Annotated in this window: 14 protein-coding genes and 1 pseudogene; all 15 read right to left on the bottom strand. The window is 70.9% G+C overall.

What is annotated here, in order from left to right; genetic code table 11:
• Positions 1-275: 275 nt before the first annotated feature.
• On the bottom strand, positions 276-1,130 hold the full coding sequence (locus tag ACFP3H_RS03965) for an SDR family oxidoreductase (protein WP_378599769.1): 855 nt from the start codon (positions 1,128-1,130) through the stop codon (positions 276-278).
• A 10-nt stretch (positions 1,131-1,140) separates the two neighbouring features.
• Positions 1,141-1,812: an FHA domain-containing protein gene (locus ACFP3H_RS03960; RefSeq protein ID WP_378599766.1), complete on the bottom strand. Its 672-nt coding sequence runs from the start codon at positions 1,810-1,812 to the stop codon at positions 1,141-1,143.
• Position 1,813: 1 nt separating this feature from the next.
• The gene (locus ACFP3H_RS03955; RefSeq protein ID WP_378599764.1) at positions 1,814-3,103 is read right to left on the bottom strand and encodes a VWA domain-containing protein; all 1,290 of its coding nucleotides are present in this window, start codon (positions 3,101-3,103) and stop codon (positions 1,814-1,816) included.
• Entirely contained in the window at positions 3,100-4,023 is a 924-nt protein-coding gene (locus ACFP3H_RS03950) for a PP2C family protein-serine/threonine phosphatase (protein ID WP_378599761.1), read from the bottom strand. Before ACFP3H_RS03950 ends, ACFP3H_RS03955 begins: the two co-directional genes overlap by 4 nt.
• A gap of 80 nt (positions 4,024-4,103) precedes the next feature.
• Entirely contained in the window at positions 4,104-7,016 is a 2,913-nt protein-coding gene (locus ACFP3H_RS03945) for a serine/threonine-protein kinase (RefSeq protein ID WP_378599757.1), read from the bottom strand.
• Positions 7,013-8,182: a hypothetical protein gene (locus ACFP3H_RS03940; protein WP_378599755.1), complete on the bottom strand. Its 1,170-nt coding sequence runs from the start codon at positions 8,180-8,182 to the stop codon at positions 7,013-7,015. Before ACFP3H_RS03940 ends, ACFP3H_RS03945 begins: the two co-directional genes overlap by 4 nt.
• Positions 8,179-9,147: a glutamate ABC transporter substrate-binding protein gene (locus ACFP3H_RS03935; protein WP_378599752.1), complete on the bottom strand. Its 969-nt coding sequence runs from the start codon at positions 9,145-9,147 to the stop codon at positions 8,179-8,181. The genes ACFP3H_RS03940 and ACFP3H_RS03935 overlap by 4 nt, the downstream gene beginning before the upstream one ends.
• Entirely contained in the window at positions 9,144-10,415 is a 1,272-nt protein-coding gene (locus ACFP3H_RS03930) for a hypothetical protein (RefSeq protein ID WP_378599750.1), read from the bottom strand. Before ACFP3H_RS03930 ends, ACFP3H_RS03935 begins: the two co-directional genes overlap by 4 nt.
• Positions 10,416-10,483: 68 nt before the next feature.
• On the bottom strand, positions 10,484-12,046 hold the full coding sequence (locus ACFP3H_RS03925) for a copper resistance CopC/CopD family protein (protein WP_378599747.1): 1,563 nt from the start codon (positions 12,044-12,046) through the stop codon (positions 10,484-10,486).
• The gene (locus ACFP3H_RS03920) at positions 12,030-12,752 is read right to left on the bottom strand and encodes a DUF1775 domain-containing protein (protein WP_378599744.1); all 723 of its coding nucleotides are present in this window, start codon (positions 12,750-12,752) and stop codon (positions 12,030-12,032) included. Before ACFP3H_RS03920 ends, ACFP3H_RS03925 begins: the two co-directional genes overlap by 17 nt.
• A gap of 17 nt (positions 12,753-12,769) precedes the next feature.
• Positions 12,770-13,690 (bottom strand): MetQ/NlpA family ABC transporter substrate-binding protein, encoded by a 921-nt coding sequence (locus tag ACFP3H_RS03915; RefSeq protein WP_378599742.1) that lies wholly within the window; start codon positions 13,688-13,690, stop codon positions 12,770-12,772.
• The gene (locus ACFP3H_RS03910; RefSeq protein ID WP_378599739.1) at positions 13,687-14,508 is read right to left on the bottom strand and encodes an ABC transporter permease; all 822 of its coding nucleotides are present in this window, start codon (positions 14,506-14,508) and stop codon (positions 13,687-13,689) included. The genes ACFP3H_RS03915 and ACFP3H_RS03910 overlap by 4 nt, the downstream gene beginning before the upstream one ends.
• Positions 14,492-15,361, bottom strand: coding sequence for an ABC transporter ATP-binding protein (locus tag ACFP3H_RS03905; protein ID WP_378599737.1), 870 nt, complete (start codon positions 15,359-15,361; stop codon positions 14,492-14,494). The genes ACFP3H_RS03910 and ACFP3H_RS03905 overlap by 17 nt, the downstream gene beginning before the upstream one ends.
• Before the next feature lie 7 nt (positions 15,362-15,368).
• Complete coding sequence (locus ACFP3H_RS03900; protein ID WP_378599734.1) at positions 15,369-16,445, bottom strand: ABC transporter substrate-binding protein; 1,077 nt, start codon at positions 16,443-16,445, stop codon at positions 15,369-15,371.
• A 403-nt stretch (positions 16,446-16,848) separates the two neighbouring features.
• Positions 16,849-17,038, bottom strand: a pseudogene (locus tag ACFP3H_RS03895) (FAD-containing monooxygenase EthA); the annotation flags it as partial.

The raw sequence follows: 17,038 nt of genomic DNA, 5'->3' as shown, positions 1-17,038 counted from the left end.
AGATCCTAATGGACTCACGACGCCGGCACAGCTGTCGACCACCAGATTTCATTCCGGATGCAAGCAACGCGAAAGTTCTTGCCTCCCTTCGCGCTGCTCGTGCCGACAAAGCACTGTCACAGGGTCTCCGACAGAGACGGGTAGCACCCGAACTGACCTGCGAGGGTTCCGAAGATGAACGTGCACAGCAACATTCGAGCATTCGCTATGCCGGTACACCTACCCGCAGTCGGCTGTCGGTTGTCGAAGGCAGTCGGATTCCTGGACGACCTCGTCTAGCGGACCAGTTCGTTCTTGGTGGCGTAGTTGGTCATGGCGGAGTTGAGGCCGCGCATGGCCAGGGTGTAGCCGTAGGGGACGTAGCGTTGGCCCCAGTGGGCCAGTTGGATGTCGCGGGAGGTGTAGACCCAGTAGCGGTTGCGTTCCACGCCCTTGATGACGGCTTTCGCGGCCTGTTCGGGGGTGACGGCGTGGCGCATGAACAGGCCGATGGCCTTCTGGAGGGCGGCGTTGTCGCGGTCGATGCCGGCGATGTCGACGGTGTCGACCATGGGGGTGGCCATGGCGCCGGGGCAGACCAGGCTGACGCCGATCTTGTGGCGGCGCAGGTCGAAACGGAGGACTTCGGAGATGCCGCGTAGGCCGAACTTGGTGGCGCTGTAGGGGGCGTGCCAGGGCAGGCCGAAGATGCCCGCCGCCGAGGAGACGTTCACCAGGTGGCCGCCGCGGTCGGCGCGGATCATCGGGGTGATGAACTCCTCGATGATGTGGATGGGGCCCATCAGGTTGATGTCGACGGTGCGGCGCCACTGCTGGGGGGTGAGCCGGTCGACGGTGCCCCAGGTGGCGATGCCGGCGACGTTCATGACGATGTCGACGTGACTGACGGCGTCGAAGGTGTGCGCGGCGAGGCCGACGACGGCGGAATGGTCGCTCACATCGGCGGCGTGGGCCAGGTGTACGGTGGCGCCGGTGGCGCGCAGTTCCTCGGCGGTGGCGGCGAGCGCGTCGGCGGTGATGTCGGTGAGCACCAGCGAGGCGCCCTTGGCGGCGGCCGCGAAGGCGGTGGCACGGCCGAGGCCGCTGGCGGCTCCCGTGATCAGGCAGGTCTTGCCGTCGAACTTCGTCATGGCCCCGACCCTACGGTCCGGGCGGCGAAAGTGGCTGATATTCCCCTGTGATCGCGATAGTGGTCCAGCCGCCGACGTGGATGCGGCTGCCGTCGCGCAGGGCGATCGGCTGCTGCGGGGGGATGGGGGTTTCGGCGCCGTCGAGGCTGGTGCCGTTGGTGGAGCCGAGGTCGGTGACGGTGAGGGCGCCGTGGTCGTCGAGTTGGAGCAGGGCGTGGGCGCGGGAGACGCCGAGGTCGGCGGGGGCGATGCCGAGGTCGATCTCGGGGACGATGCCCTGGGAGGTGGAGCGTTTGCCGATCAGGAACTGGTTGCCGCGCAGGGTGATTCGACGTTCGGGGTAGAAGTCGGGGAAGGCTACGCGTTCGGCGTCGGGGCCTTTGCGGGCTTGGACGCGGGTGTAGAACTCGCGGTCGGCGAAGACGCGGGCCACCCAGACGGGTGCGTCGAGGGACTGCGACGGGGCACCGACTGCCGACTGCCCGGACTGCTCCGGCGATGGTCGGGGCGTCGGGAGGGGCAGGGCCGAGTCGTGGCCGCAGGTTTCGCAGAAGCGGCCGCCCGCGGGGGCCGAGCAGTGCGGGCAGACGCGCAGTTCGGTGGGGGCGGGGGTGAGGGTCGAGCCGCAGACGTCGCAGTAGTCGGTGGCCGCGGTGGGGTGGCCGTCCGCGCAGATCGGCATGTCAGCCGCCTTCCGGTCGCACCCGCGCGGTCTTGGTCGACCGGATGTCGAGGGCGAGTTCGTCGGCGGCGGCGACCTGGCCGCGCAGTTTCACGGTGCCGTCGTGCTCGACCTGGACCACCGCGCGCAACAGTTTGGCGGTGGATTCGTGGCCGGAGGCGGCGGCCAGTTCGACCGCGCGGCGCAGTTTGGCGGTGGCGGTGGGCAGGTCGCCGTTGCGGCGCGCGGCCAGGCCCTCCTGGACGGCGGCGGCGAGTTCGACCTGGCCGGTGTAGTGGGCCACGCGGGTGCTGATGCGGGTGGACAGGGTCGAGTCGGTGGTCCAGACCGCGCGCACCAGACCCTGACCGAGGACCTCGGTCCCGGCCAGCACGCTCAGTCGGGCGGCCAGTTTCTCGCGGCCGGGCGCGGCCGGCTCCACCTCGATCTGGAGGTGGTACTCGCGTTCCTCGGCCGCCCACGAGGACAGCGGGTACTCCCCCACCTGCGCGCCGGCGTCGGTGCGGCGCGCGGTGAGGTCCTCGAGCACCGGGGCGACCTGTTTGACCATCCGCACCCGCGCCCCGGCCGGGGTCCACACCTTCAGCGTCAGTTCGGGAATGACGCGCGCGGTCGAGGAGCGCATCATGGCGGCGAAGTCGGCGGCCAAATCCTTCGGGTCGGCGACGATGTCGGCGCCGCCGGACAGTTTCGTGGCGATGCGCCGCACTTCCTCGGCGACCCAGTCGGCGCCGACGCCACGGCAGTCGCAGACGAAAAGTCCTTCGGCACGGTCGAGTTCGGTGGCCAGCTGCTGCGGGGTCTCGTGTTCGTTCTTGCCGTCGGTGAGCAGGATGGCGTGCGCCTGGGCGCCGGGGTGGGCGGCGGCGACCTGGCGGGCCAGCGCCAGCCATGACCCCATCGCGGTGCCGCCGTCGGGCCGCAACCGGTCCAGCGCGCGCCGCGCGGCGGTGCGGTGGTGGCGGTCGGCGGGGGCGGAGCGGGTGTTGTCGGTGGGGTAGATCAGTCGGGCGGCTTCGGTGCCCTCGATGATGGCGAAGGCGGTGCCGTCGGGGATCTCGTCGAGGGCGGCGCGGGTGGCGTTGCGCGCGTTCTCGAATTTGCCCCGGTTACCCATCGAGCCGGAGCAGTCGATGATCAGGATCTCGAGGCGCGGTGGCGGGGTGGCGAGCGCGGCGAGTTCGGGGCCGGTGCTCACCGTGAGCACCGCGTCGACCAGACTCGCGCCCTCGGCGAGGAATTCGTTCTGGTCGACGGCAATCGAGATGCCCTGGGCCGCAGGCGAACTCATGACACACCCGGTTCCGGCCGCGCGGGAGCGACGGGGGCCAGCGCGACGGTGATGTTGTCGCTGCCGCCGCTGTTGAGGGCGAAGTCGGCCAGCGCGCGGGCCGCGGCCTGCGGGGAGGTCTCGACGGTGAACCCGGCCAGCGAGACCGCGTCGGGCAGGTAGTTCCACAGGCCGTCGCTGCACAGCAGCAGGGTGCCGGGTTCGGTGGCGAGCATGCGCTGTAGACAGTTCGCCGACCAGGGGGCCTCGCCGCCGTCGGCGCCGAGCCAGCGCAGCAGGGTGTGCGCGCGGGGGTCGTTCATGGCGGCGGCCTCGTCGAGGGCGCCCGCGTCGACGAGGGCCTGAGCCCAGGAGTCGTCGACGCTCAGGCGGCGCGAGGCGGTGGGGTCGCCCGCGGCGAGCCAGAAGGCGCGGCTGTCACCGACATTGGCGACGGTAATGTCGGTGCCGATGGTCGTCTCGCGCACGATCGCCGAGACGTAGGTGCACGAGGGCGCGTACTCGGGGGTGCGGGACATGCCGCGCACCGCGGCGGTGGCCGCGGCCAGGCCCGCCATCACCGCGTCGGAGTCCGGGCGGCCCTCGGCCAAGGCGGCCAGGACCGCGTCGACGCCGGTGCGCGCGGCGTTGCCGGAGGCGGCCTGGGGGTCCTGGGAGGTGGAGACGCCGTCGCTGACCACGATCACCCGCACCCCGTCGCCCTCGCGGACGGCGGCGGCGACGGCGTCCTCGTTGCGGGAGTGGCTGATGCCGCGGTCGGTGAGCACGTAGACCGCGCCGAGGTCGTCCTCGAAACGGTCCGGGATCGGTTTGGGGCTGCCGCAGGTCAGGCACAGGCCCGCCTCGTAGCGGCGTTCCCCACAGGTCGAGCACTGCGGCACGGTGACCGGATCATGCACGGGCAGTGCGACTTTGCGCACGCCGAGTTCGCGGCCGCAGCCCTCACAGAAGCGATGGCCCGACTGTGCCGATCCCGCGCATTCCGCGCAGCCCCCCGCGGTCACAGGGTGGTCCTGGGCCGCACCGTGTTCGCCTGATCCACCAGGACGAACCGTGTCCACATGTCGTCTGTCTCGCGCGCCAGTGTCCGCAAGCATCGTTCCAATCCCCTCCGCACGCCCTGTTCGGTGAATTCCACGTCCAACAGCTTGCCTGGTGCGCTCGGTCGCTGTCCCGACCGGATCCAGTTCAGTGCCGCCTCGAGCACGACCATGCGCACGCGGGCGGCCCTGGCACGATTGTCCAGGCGTAGTTCGTCGACCCGGTCGCCGGTGTGGCGCAGCAGGGATTCGTCGAGGTCGGCGGGGTCGCGGTGTGCCAGAAGGGTTTCCACGGCCGAGACGCGGGCCTCGGTGAACATCGCCGAGGCGCGGTCGATCTGGTCGAGGACGGCGACGGCGCCGGTGCGGTCGCCCTCGGCTCGGCGTAGGCGGGCGGCGCCGAAGGCGGCGGAGAGGTAGGCGCGGTCGGTGCGCCAGACGAGTTCGTAGAGGGCGAGGGCGCGGGTGAGTTGGATCGTGGGCTGCGGGGCCGTCGATCGGGAGTGTTCCGTTGGTGCGCGCTGGGCGTCGCCGGTCACGCGCGGACCGTCTGCGCCGGTGTCGAATTCGGCTGCGCCGGGGCCGTGTTCGGCTGCGGCAGTGTCGTCTTCGGCGGCGCGGGCGCTGAGTTCGAGGGTGGCGGCCAGGGCTAGTTTGGGGGCCGGTTCGCCGGGGAGGGCGGCGTAGACGGACTCGAAATAGTCTGTGGCGGTGGCAAAGTCGCCGGTGAGCAGGGCGGCTTGGGCTCGGTACCAGGCGGGGCGCCAGTCGAATTCGAGGTCGTCGTCGAGGGCGGCCAGGCGTGCGAGGGCGGCGGGGGCGTTGCCCGCTTCGAGTTCGGCGCGGATCAGGCGCAGGGGGATCTCGATCGACTCGCCCGCGCCGGTGACGACCGCGCGGACACCGGCGGTGAGGGCCTGTTCGAGTTCGGCGGGGGTGGCGGCGTCGGTGGTGGCCAGCAGGCCCGCGCCGCTGTCGCCGGGGTCGACGAGGGGGGCCGGGAGGCCGGCGATGAGCGCGGTGGGTTGTGGGGTGGCGCCGTCGATGCCGAAGACGGTGCGGGCGGGGCCGAATTGGCTCGACAGGCCGGGGCGGGGGTAGCCGTCGCCGGTGGCGAGGACTTCGCGGAGCACGCCGGTGAGCTGGTCGGCCATCTCGCTCGTGGCGGCGAAGCGGGCGAGCGGGTCGGGGTCGGTGGCGCGCAGCAGGAACCGGTACAGCGAATCGTGTTGGGCCAGCAGGGGTTCGGTGTCGGGGCCGGGGAGCGGGCCGAGGCGGCCGTCGACCGAGGGCACCCGCATCATCAGCACGGCCATGGTGCGGCCTGCGGTGTAGACCTCGGTGGCCACGGTGGGGCCGGTGTCGGCGATCTCGGGGGCCTGGTAGCCGAGGGTGCCGTAGATGGGGCTGGTGCGGTCGTCCATGGCGATGACGGCGCCGAGGTCGATGAGCTCGAGACGTTCCTCGGTCTGCATCACGTTGTCGGGTTTGAAATCGCAGTAGGCCCAGCCGCGCGCGTGCAGGTAGCCCAGTGCGGGCAGCATCTCGAGCACGTACGCGATGGCCTGGGCCGGGGGGAGGTAGCGCTGGTGTTCGGCGCGGTGGGCGCGCAGGATCTGTTTGAGCGAGGTGCCGCCGACGTAGGCCATGACGATGTAGCCCGCGGTCTCGCCGTCGGCGTCGGTGTGCTCGGTGAAGTTGTGGATCTTGACGATATTGGGGTGGTCGACCTCGGCGAGGAATCGGCGTTCGGCCTGCGCGGCGGCCAGGGCGTCGGCGTCGCCGGTGTCGATGAGGCCTTTGAGGACCACCCAGCGTTTGTTGACGGCGGTGTCGGTGGCGAGGTAGATCCAGCCGAGACCACCGTGGGCGAGCGCGCCTGCCACCTCGTACTGGCCGCCGACGAGGTCGCCGGTGCGCAGGCGGGGCACGAACGAATAGCGGGTGCCGCAGTGCGGGCAGAAGCCGGCGGTGCGGGCGGGGATCTCGGCGCGGGACCGACCGACGGGTTTGTCGCACCTACCACAGAAGCGGTCGGTTTCGGGGACCTGCGGGTCCTGGAGGACCGCCGTGACGGGGTCGACGCGCGGGATCGGCGGGATGTCGACGAGCCCGGCGCCGAGGCGGCCACGCGCGGCCGAGCGGGCCGAGCCGGAGCGGGTGCGGACCGACCGGCCTGATGTGCGGATGCTCGAGCTGATGGTGGCGGCGGAGGGGCGGTGCAGGGGGCCGGTCGCGGTGCCGACCGAGTGGCCGTCGGGTCCCCCGGAGACGACCGGTGCCGTGCCGCAGGTATCGCAGTAGCCGTCGAGAATCGTTCCGGCGCAATCCGGTTCGGCGCAGGCGCCGGGCTCGGACAGCGGGGTGTTGTCGCCCCATGAGTTCAGGTGGGCGCCCGACGGCGATGGTCCGGCACTCGAAGGCGACGTGGAGGTGATGGGTGTCTGCGCGCCGACGCCGAGAGACTGCAACCCGGTGGCCGAGGGCTGCGCGCCAATGCCCGACGACTGCGAACCGATGCCCGACGACTGCGCACCCATCCCCTGCGACTGCGGCCCGGTACCCGAGGCCTGCGCACCGATCCCCGGCACCTGCGGCCCAGTACCCGACGACTGCGCACCGATCCCCGACGCCTGCGGCCCAGTACCCAACGACTGCGCACCGATCCCCGACGACTGCGGCCCGGTACCCGACGACTGCACGCCGGTGCTGCGGGGTTGCGCGGTGGTGCGTCCTGAGCGGCCGGTGCCCGCGGCGCGGGGTGGTGGGGTCGTGGCGCGGGGTGGTGGGGTCGTGGTGAGGGGGGCGGTGCCGCAGACGGCGCAGTAGCCGTCGTCGATCGTGCCGCCGCAGCCCGGTTCGGTACACCTCATGCGCCGCGCCCCGCTTTCTCCGCGATGATCGATCGATAGTCGGCGACGGCGCAGGTGACCGCGGCCAGATCGCAGGGTGTGCGGCTGAGCAGGCCGGCGGCGATGCGGTCGGCGGCGAGCACGTCGCGGTCCTCGCTCACGCCGAGGCGGGAGGCTTTGGCGCGCGAGACGCTGAGGCGCCCGCGCAGTTCGGCGCGGCGGTCGAGCAGGCCGCGGGCCAGGTCCTGGCGGCGGCGGGCGTCGGCCGCCGCGCCGGCGATGCGCACGCGCAGGGCGATCAGACGGGTGACGGTCGGGCGGGTGGGGACCTCGCCGAGGTCGGCGAGCTCGGCGCGCAGGCGGGCGGCCGGTTCGCCACCGGCGGGGAGTTCACCGGTCTCGACCTTGTGCTGGGCCTGCGCGGCGGTCAGGTCGGCGTGGCGTTGGGTCTCCTCCAGGACGGTCAGCCGGGAGTGCAGGTCCGCGACGGCGCCGGACAGGTCGGCGACGACCTCGAAATGGCTTGCGTGCCGGTCGGATTCGGCGTCGATCAACTCGGCCAGGGCGTTCAGCGCGGCGGCGATCTCGCCCACGCCGAAACCGAGCGGGTCGGTGGCGGATCGGCGCAGGAGTTCGGCGATGGGTTCCACGGCGGCCTCGAGACCCCCACCTGCCTCGTCGACGCGGTCCTGGAGCGGGCCGAGACGGCCGAGCACCAGCACGTCGACCGCCTCGACCTCGTCGGCGAAGGCGGTCACGTCCTCGAAGGCCAGGCGCATCCGGTCCAGGCACTCGGCGATGCCCACGGTGACCACGGTTTCGGCGGGGCCGGTGAGTCCGCGCTGGGCCAGTGGGATCGGGATGCGGGCCACCTCGTGCGGGCTGCCGCGCAGCAGGTCGGTCAGGCGCGCGCGGGCGTGCTCGTCGAGTTTGCCGCTCCCGCGCACGGTCTCGGCGTCGGCGAGGATGGCGCGGATGCGACCCAGGTTCTCCCAGAGTTCGCTCAGTGCCGTGTCCACCGGTCCCCAGCGGCGCGCGGTCTCCCCCGTCGGCGGGTAGCGGCGGACCAGGGTCAGGCCGGGGTGGCGGTCCAGTTCCAGCAGGGTCGCGGTGACGGTCGCCAGTTCCGTTCGGCGCGCGGCCAATTCGCGGTCGATCTGGGCGAGGTCGAGCATCGGGCGACTCATCCGACGTACTTGGCCGGTGGCGGGCCCGGTGAGGCGCCGAGGGCGGACAGGTGCTGGGTGTAGATCCGCTGCCAGGTGCCGTCGACGCGGGCGCGGTCGAGCACGCCGTTGACGAAGCGCACGAGTTCGTCGCTGCCCTTGGGCAGTCCGACCGCGTAACCGCCAGCGCCGATCGCGTCGCCGACGATCTCGAGGTGGTGGTCCTGGGCGACCAGTCCGCGCAGGATCGGTTCGTCGCCGCTGATGGCGTCGACGCTGCCCTGTTGCAGGGCGACCAGGCAGTCGGTCCAGGTGGTCACGCCGAGCACCTCGCGCGGCGGGGTGGGCAGGTCGAACAGGGGCGCGGCGGCGGTGGTGCCCTTGGCCACGCACACCCGCTTGTCGGCGAGGTCGGCGCCGTCGGTGATGCCGGCCTCGCGCGGGGCCGCGATGCGTTGGGCCGCACGGTAGTACACGCTGGAGAAGTCGACCTCGCGGCGGCGTTCGCAGGTGGCGGAGAAGGTGCGCACGATCAGGTCGACCTTCGCCTCGCGCAGCAGCGGGATGCGTTCGGCGGCGGTGACCGAGCGCAGTTCGATGCGGTCGGGGTCGCCGAACAGGTCGCGGGCGATCTCCCTGGCCAGGTCGATGTCGAAGCCCTCGAGTCGGCCGGTGGCGGGGTTGCGGAACCCGAACATGTAGGTGTTCTGGTCCACGCCGACGCGCAGTCGACCGTTGGCGACGATGGCGGCCATCGCCGAACCGGCGGGCATGGCACCGGGGCGCGGCAGGGCGGCGGGCGCGAGAGTGGCTTCGGTGTCGCAGGTTCCGGTGCCCTCGGCGGTCGGGGCGGTGGTGATCGGCTCGGCGCCGGGCAGGCGTGGGGCCGAGGCGGCGGCGGTGAGGCCGGGCGGGTCGGGGGCGTCGCCGCAGCCCGCGACCAAGGTGAGGGCCGCGGCGAGGGCGAGGAGCGCGTGGCGTCTCACAGGTACTCCTTGATCCGGGGCCACAGTCCGCTGATCACCGCGCCGAGGGCGGCGATCAGCAGGATCAGGGTGCCGAACGGGCTCAGGGTCACCGCGTTCGCGGCGCCGGCGACCCCGTCGCGCAGGTCGTCGCGGGCGGCGGCGAGGTCGGTGCGCAGTTCCTGGTCGAGGCGGGCGAAGCTGGTGGCCGAGCTGTCGGGGCCGGTGCCGATGGCCTGGGTGACCGCGCCGGTGTAGTCGGCCTTCTCGTAGGCGGTGCGCTGGGCGTTGTGGCCTGCGTTCCAGTTGGCCAGTGCGCGGTCGGCGGCGGAGTCGGCGGCCCCGGCGGCGGTGAGGTGCTGGTGGAGGTCGCCGATGTGGTGTTGGTAGGACTGCTCGGTGGGGGTGATGTCACCGCGGGTGATCAGGGCCAGGGTTTCGTCGGTGCGGGCCTGCTGGGCCAGAATGCGTGCTCCGGCAAGGTTTTCCACGCGCGCACCGGCGCCGGAATCGCCGGTGTCGAGCAGGTGCGCGGCGGTGAGGGTGGCACCGACTGTCCACAGCAGGGCGACCAGGGTGAGCCCGGCGGCGGTGGCCAGGCCGGTGTTCACCAGGCGATTGGTGCGGCGCAGCAACACGATCGAGCCGAGCGCGCACAGTGCCAGGACCAGGGCCAGCAGCACGACGGAGGTCCACGGTAGGGCGCCGATGCGCTGCTGGTCCTCGCGCACGGCGGCGAAGCGGGCGTCGCTGAGCTGTTCGGCGTTGGGCAGCAGGGAGGTCTGCATCAGGTCCGAGGCCTGGCGCAGGTAGGCCGAGCCGACGGGGAAGCCCTGGCGGTTGTTGGCGCGCGCGGTTTCGACCAGGCCGGTGTAGGTGGGCAGGTCGGCGGCGATGCGGGCGACGATGGCGCGGGTCTGCGCGTCGGTGGCGCCCGCGGTCGCTTCGGCCAGTGCGGCGGCGGATTCGGCGAGTGCCTGCTCGTAGGTGTCGCGGACCTGCGGTGATTCGATGCCGCCGGACAGGAAGGCGGTGGCCGCGCCCGCGTCGGCGGCCGAGAGCGAGACGTAGAGGCTCTGGGCGGCGAAGGCCAGCGGTTCGGTGCGGTCGAGGACCTGGTCGGCGCGAACGATTTTCGCGTCGAGCTGTTGGCCGACGGTGAGTCCGGCGAGCAGGCAGGCGACCGTGGTGGCGATCAGGACCAGCCCGATCGCGCCGGGTGTCGTCGCGGCGAATCGCCGCAACCACGTCCCCGCGTCACGCACCGTCGCCGGCAGGCGAACTCCCACACCGTCCTCCTTCATCTCCCCGGGCGGTGTCCTCGACCGCGATCGTACGGGAGACGGTGAAAGTTCGCCTAGATCACCGTGTACGAGAACGATGCCAGTCTCGGCCCCTGTTCACCCTCGAAACGGACGGTCACTTTCCAGGCGCCGGGGGCGGGCAGGATCAGGCGGTCGCTGCGCCAGATCAGGATGGGTCCGGGCTCGGTCGCGGGGGTGAGTTCCACGGGGAGACGGGCCACGTTGGCCGAGCTCGAGGACAGGTCGACGCGGATCGAGGGTGGGTCGGCGGGGTCGGTCGCGGTGTGGCGCAGCGTGAGTCGCTGGGGGCCGCGCCGGACGGAATCGATGGTCACCTCGACGATGTCGGCGGCGCCGAAGTCAAGGGTGGTGGCGAGGTCGGTGGTGTAGACGTCCTTGGCGGGCGGCACGGTGGTGAGCACGGCGGTCAGGCCGAGAACCACGAGGGCCGCGGCGGATTCGGCGAGGAGGGTGCGTGGGCGCTCGGATCGTCGGAGCCGGCGGTAGGCCAGGGCACCGAAGACCGCAACGGCCACTACCGCAAGGACTTTGGTGGTCAGGACGAGGCCGTAGGTGGTGTGCGCGAGGGCGTCGAGGGGTCGCACCTGGCGCCAGGCCAGGACCAGGCCCCCGAGGACCACGAGTCCGAGGTGTCCGGCCGCGACGGTGTGCCAGCGGGCCGGATTCGGCGCACCGCGCACGACCGCCACGATCATCGCGATCCCGCCGAGCCACACCGTGATCGCGTAGACGTGCACCAGCGTGCCCGCGAACGACCACGGCCAACCCGGCACCGAACCGCCGTGCCCGCCGAGGGTCACCGCGAGGACCGCCGCGACGGCCTGGGCGGTGCCGACCGTCGCCACGGCGCGCGTCCCGGTCCCGAGCGCCACCGCCGACAGGACCACCGCGGCCGTGATCGCCAGCCCGGACGCCGTGGTTGCCAGCTCGCGCGCACTCGCTGCCGACATCTGTGCCAGGCCACCGGATTGCTGGGCGACGAGCACCGTGAACCGGGTGAGCAGGCCCGCGATCAACACCGTGGCGCCGATCCGATACACGACCGCGAACCGGCGGGTTCGCAGTGCCGCGGGCCATACCCACCGGGCCGCCGCGAACAGGCCGGCGGACAGGACGAGGCCGAGGTAGGTCAGGGCCTTGCTCGGGGCGTTCAGGTACTGCTCGGCGCCGGTCGCGGCGGCGGCGGCGAACTCGCCCTGTTCGGTGACCGTGCCGACGGTGAACTGGATCGACAGCGACACCACGTGGGTGTCGGCGGAGACCACGCGGGCGGTCGCCAGGTAGGCGCCGTCGGCCAGCGGTGCGGCCGGGACGAGCACGAGTCGGCGTTCGCCGTCGGCCAGGCGCACCGTCGCGAGGTCGAATCGTGTTCCGGCACTGTCGATCAGCTGGGCCGAACCGGCGACCAGGGTCACCGGTTCGGACAGGTCGAGGGTGAGTTCGCGCGGTGATTCGGCGGCGTGCGCGCCGTTGCCCGGCGAGGTCGACACCAGCCCGGCGTGGGCCCAGGCCGTCCCCGCCGACCCCAGGACGAGGGCCGCGAACGCGACGGCGAGCAACCAGCAGCGCGCCCAGCGGCTAGGAATCGACACCACGGCCGCGCCGCACCACCACGACCAGACCGGCCAGCGCCGCGAGCGCGACCGCGAGGTTCACCACCGACAGGGCACGCCATAGTCCGTCGGAGTCCGCGGCCGGGGCGGCGTGCTGGTCCGGGGTGGCGGGGTCGTGGCCGCTGTCGTGGTCGGCGCCCGCGGCGGTCAGTGCCACGACGGGGGCCGGGTGTTCGGGCTCGCTGGCCTTGTCGACCGCGACCTCGTTCCAGGACACGGTGGTGCCGTCGCTGTAGTTCTGGTCCGAGGGCAGCGCCAGGGTGGTGCGGTCGGCGGGCCACGGGCCCGCCGAGAACGCGAATTCGCGGTATTCGGCGCCGCTGTAGCCCGCGGTCGGGTCGACGGCGGTCCACACGATCTTCGACACGCGGCTCACCTCGCCGACGCGCTCGCGTTCGATCGTGGCGCGCCAGCCCGGAACCGGTTGGGTGCGCGCGGATTTCAGGTCGATACCGGCGGGGATGGTGACGGTCAGGCCCACCGTGGCGGCGGTGTCGGACTCGCCGGGCACGATCAGGCGCACGATCCCGTACCCGCCCTGGGGCAGGGCGGCGCCGTCGGAGCGGACGTGGGCCGCGGCGGGGGCGGCGAACGCGATCGCGGCCACCACCGTGGCGCTCAGCACCGCGGCGCACCGGGTCGCGAGGCCACGGCGTGCGGGTACGGTGCGGAAGTCGTTGTGGGCCATGGTTTTCCTTGTTCGGGTCAGGGGACGGTCGCGGGGATGTTCGCGCCGCGATAGCGGGTGGTCAGGAATTCGGCCAGTTCCCGGCTCTCGAGGGCGTGGGTCAGCTCCAGGACCCGCTGGTCGCCCGCCAGCCGCGCCGGCGCGACCAGGACGTGGGCGTACGGGTTGGCGGGGCCGGGCTCGGTCGCCAGTGCCCGCGTGGGCTCGAGGCCGATCGAGGCGGCCTGGTCGGGGGTGAGCACCACGGCGTCGTAGTTGCGGTAGATGGCGTCGAGGTAGTCGTCGTAGGACAGGCCGACCAGCGACAGGTGACGCAGCGAGTCGAGCACATTGGCCTCGGTGATGGTCAGATCCGCCGCTTTCGTGCCGCCGAAGGGACGGTCCAGGCGCACCAGGCCCGCGCTCTGCAACAGGTGCAGGCCGCGCGCGAAACCGGTCGGGGTGGCGGGCAGCGCGATCCGGGAACCGTGCGGCAGGCTGCGCCCGCTGACCTGATCGGCGACCAGGCCCACGTTCACCCAGTCCGCGGTGTCGGCCACATCGCCCCACTTCGACGAATACAGCCCGTAGGGAACGACATTCACCGCCGCGACGATGCTGAGGTTGTCGTAGCCGTGCTGGGCGACATCGGCCTCGAAGGCGGGGGTGTGCTGGAAGTAGGCCAGATCCCCCTCGCCGGCGGCGAGCTCGCCGTTCGCGTCCCGGCCCGCCTCGACCAGGCGCAGTCGCACCGAGTCCGGCAGGAGATGCTCGGCCACGTAGGTGAGGATCTCGCGGTCGTCGCCGGCGCCGACGTGCACGACCAGTTCCCCGTCCGCCCCGGCCGCGTACTCGACCTGGGCCGGGCTGCCGCAGCCGAGCAGGGCGGTGGCGGCCACGACGGCGACCAGCAGGGCGCGCCCGCGAACCCGCCACGGGCGCACCACCACCGTGCTCATTTGTTCGTCAGCCCGCGCTGCCACGCGGTCAGCCGCCATTCCGCCGCCGTCATCACCGCGTTGACGAGAATGCCGATCAGGCCCAGCGTCAGGATGCCCGCGTACATCTGCGGCGTCTGATAGCGCAGGGCCGCGTTGTTGATGTAGATGCCGATACCCTGTGCGCCGCCGACGAGTTCGGCGGCGACCAGCGCGGTGAACGCGTTGGCCGCGGCCAACCGGATGCCGGGGAAGATCGCCGGAATCGCCGCGGGCAGCACCACTCTGGTGAAGATGTACACCCGGCCCGCGCCTAGGGTGCGGGCCGCGTTGAGCAGGATCCGCTCCACGCCGCCGACCGCGCCGACCGCGTTGACGAAGATGGGCCAGAAGCACGCCCACACCACGATCGCGACCTTGGACTCCTCGCCGATGCCGAGGAACACCACGAACACCGGCAGCAGCGCGAGCAGCGACAGGTTGCGGAAGAACAGCAGGATCGGTTCGGCCAGCTTCTGGAAGATCCGCACCGAACCGACCAGGATGCCCAACCCGATCCCGGCGACCAGGGCGATCACGAACCCCAGCAGGGCCCGCTGCACGCTGGGCAGGATCTCCGAACTCAGGGTGCCGTCGGCCAGGCCGTCGACGAACGCGGCGAAGGTGTCCTGCGGTGTGGACAGGTACAGGTCGCTGACGAAGCCGCCCGCCACCACCCACCACCACAGGATCAAGAACGCCGCCAGGCCGACCGCGCCGTAGATGATCCGGTCGTAGCGGGCCAGGAAGGCGTTGGGGGCCTTGGGCGGGGTGATGATCTCCTCAGTCGTCGTTGCCACCGCGCACCTCCTCCTCGAGGATCCGCGCGACGTGCGCGCGGATGTGGGCGAATTCCTCGGAGTTGCGCGAGTCGCTGTCGCGCGGGCGGGGCAGGTCCACGTCGAACAGGGTCTTCACCCGGCCCGGCGCGCGGGTCATCACCGCGATCCGGTCGGACAGGAAGATGGCCTCGTCGATGGAGTGGGTGACGAACAGGATGGTCTTCTTCGTCTCCCCCGACTCCCAGATCCGCAGCAACTCGCCCTGGAGGAACTCCCTGGTCTGGGCGTCGAGCGCGGCGAAGGGCTCGTCGAAGACCAGGACCTCGGGTTCGTAGACCAGCACGCGGGCGATGGCCACGCGCTGGCGCATCCCGCCGGAGAGCTGGTGGGGCAGCCGGTTGGCCGCCGATGCCAACCCCACGGTCTCGAGCACCCTGGCCGCGCGTTCGCGCCGTTCGGCCTTGGGCACGCCCCGGATCTTCAACCCGACTTCGACGTTCTTCTGCGCGGTCAGCCACGGGAACAGCGCGTACCCCTGGAAGACCACGCCCACGTTCTTGTCGACGCCCTCGACCCGTTTGCCGTCGATGAGCACCGCGCCGCCGTTGTAGTTCTCCAGCCCGGCGAGAATATTGAGAAAGGTCGATTTCCCGCACCCGCTCGGCCCGAGCAGCGACACGAATTCACCGGGCTTTATCCGGAGATCGAAACCCTCCAGGACCGAGGTGGCATTCTTGGTCGACCGCGAACCGGGTTTCGGATAGAGCTTGGCGACCCTTTTCGCTTCGATCTTCCATTCCGATTCCCCGACCCGCGCAGCGGTCGGTCTCGGTGTCGCGACGATTTTCTCGTCGAGAATCTGTTGCGTCATATCGATCTCACTTTTCGAGTCCGGCGATGTCCACCAGCGGCGTCTTCAGAACTGTGTCGTTCTGTTCGGCGTCGAGGATCACCGTGTTCTGCTCCTGGGATTCGAGCAGATCGGCCGATGTCGCGTACGGGTTGAACGCGTTGGTCGCGATATCGCCCGGGGTGAGCTTCTCCGCGCCGGGCAGCGGGTCACCGACCTCGGCGACGAGGTCCCACCACAGTTGCAGGCTCGCCTTGTCCAGCAGCGCGTTGGGCGCGTAGTGCCAGTTGGTGGTCTGCTCCACCGGGTAGCCGGTGGTCTTGCCCGCGATCTCGGCGGACTCCTTCGGGTGCGCGTTGGCCCAGTTGGCCGTCTTGGCGATGATGCCGACGAATTCGCGCGCGGCCTGCGGATGCTTCTGCAACCACGCGTTGCTCGCCACATACGGCGCCTGGCCGCCCTGGGGACCCCAGTCGTCGTAGGAGGTGAACGCCTGGGCGAACTTGTCGGGCTTGCTGAGCAGCACCCCGACCAGCGGCGGATGGAAGACACCGAGGTCGACCTCGCCGCGTTCGATCGCCGGGGCGATGAGCTCGTTCTTGAGTTCGAGGAACTTCACCTTGTCCAGATCCACGCCGTTGTTGCGCAGGTACCGCATGATCACCAGATCGACGCAGCTGTTGAATCCCGACAGGCCGACGGTCTTGCCCTCGATCGCCTTCAGGTTGTCCTTGGTGATCGGCGAGCCCGCCTTGGTGAAATAGGCCATGTGCGGCTTGTCGGGCAGGTCGAGCATGCTCGAGGCGATGGCGGTGAACTTGAAGCCCTTGACCTTGCCGTCGATATCGTTGTTGAACATGCCGGTGGCGATATCGATCTTGCCCTGATCGAGCAATTGCACCGCCGGTACCGCGGTGGCGGGCCCGACGTATTCGGGACGCACGCCGGCGTCCTTCCAGTAACCCAACTCGTCGGCGATCCGGACCAGCGACAGCGCGGTCGGCGAGTTGGCGAAGCGGAAATACACCACGCCCTCTTCCTTGGCACTGCCACAACCGGCCAGGACCAGCGGTGCCACGACGAACAACGCCGAGAGCACACTCACCTTCCGGATCAGACGCTTACTGCCGAAGACCCTCATGCTCGGACCTTTCCCTCTCTGGCGAGACAGACGAATTGTCTCGAGAAGAAACGTAAGCGGACAGCGCCCGGTTACCTACGGATAAATTCAGCATGAACGAAGAATGGGCGCGAAGATTCGCCCGGTAAATACCGGTAGACAGAAACAACGAGTAATGCACGGTTATTTAAAGATCATGTAGAGAAGAATGGGTGGGTCCGCGTTTCGCCGCGCGTGTCGTTGCCGCGCAAGGCCTTTCGCGACGCGAAGCGAAGTTCTGCTTCACGAACGAACGAGGCCCCGAACGACTCGACGGCCGTGGCGAGGGGCGCACGGTGTCGAAGTCGTTCGGGGCCTAGGCAGTTCTACCCGAACCCGGTGGGTTCAATCAGGCGTTGGCGACCTTCTCGCCGGGCTTGACCGCGGTGCCGGTCTTGCTGAAACGCAGCACGCCGTCCTCGATCGGCGCCTTGTGCATCAGCGTGCGGTCGCGGTAGTAGTTGTTGATCAGCTTCCAGGCGCCCCGCGCGCCCTGGCGCGGCATCTCACCGTTGCCGCGCTGGATGTAGCCGGAGGTG

The sequence above is a fragment of the Nocardia lasii genome, assembly GCF_042658545.1.
In the GTDB taxonomy this organism is placed as follows: Bacteria; Actinomycetota; Actinomycetes; order Mycobacteriales; family Mycobacteriaceae; genus Nocardia; species Nocardia lasii.
The sequence above is the reverse complement of the archived record's forward strand: the minus strand, read 5'-3'. Positions and strand labels throughout refer to the sequence as shown.

Bases quoted from the DNA above. Each gene is read 5' to 3' on its own strand.
- ACFP3H_RS03965 (WP_378599769.1), bottom strand. From the start codon at position 1,130: ATGACGAAGTTCGACGGCAAGACCTGCCTGATCACGGGAGCCGCCAGC.
- ACFP3H_RS03960 (WP_378599766.1), bottom strand. From the start codon at position 1,812: ATGCCGATCTGCGCGGACGGCCACCCCACCGCGGCCACCGACTACTGC.
- ACFP3H_RS03955 (WP_378599764.1), bottom strand. From the start codon at position 3,103: ATGAGTTCGCCTGCGGCCCAGGGCATCTCGATTGCCGTCGACCAGAAC.
- ACFP3H_RS03945 (WP_378599757.1), bottom strand. From the start codon at position 7,016: ATGAGGTGTACCGAACCGGGCTGCGGCGGCACGATCGACGACGGCTAC.
- ACFP3H_RS03940 (WP_378599755.1), bottom strand. From the start codon at position 8,182: ATGAGTCGCCCGATGCTCGACCTCGCCCAGATCGACCGCGAATTGGCC.
- ACFP3H_RS03920 (WP_378599744.1), bottom strand. From the start codon at position 12,752: ATGGCCCACAACGACTTCCGCACCGTACCCGCACGCCGTGGCCTCGCG.
- ACFP3H_RS03915 (WP_378599742.1), bottom strand. From the start codon at position 13,690: ATGAGCACGGTGGTGGTGCGCCCGTGGCGGGTTCGCGGGCGCGCCCTG.
- ACFP3H_RS03905 (WP_378599737.1), bottom strand. From the start codon at position 15,361: ATGACGCAACAGATTCTCGACGAGAAAATCGTCGCGACACCGAGACCG.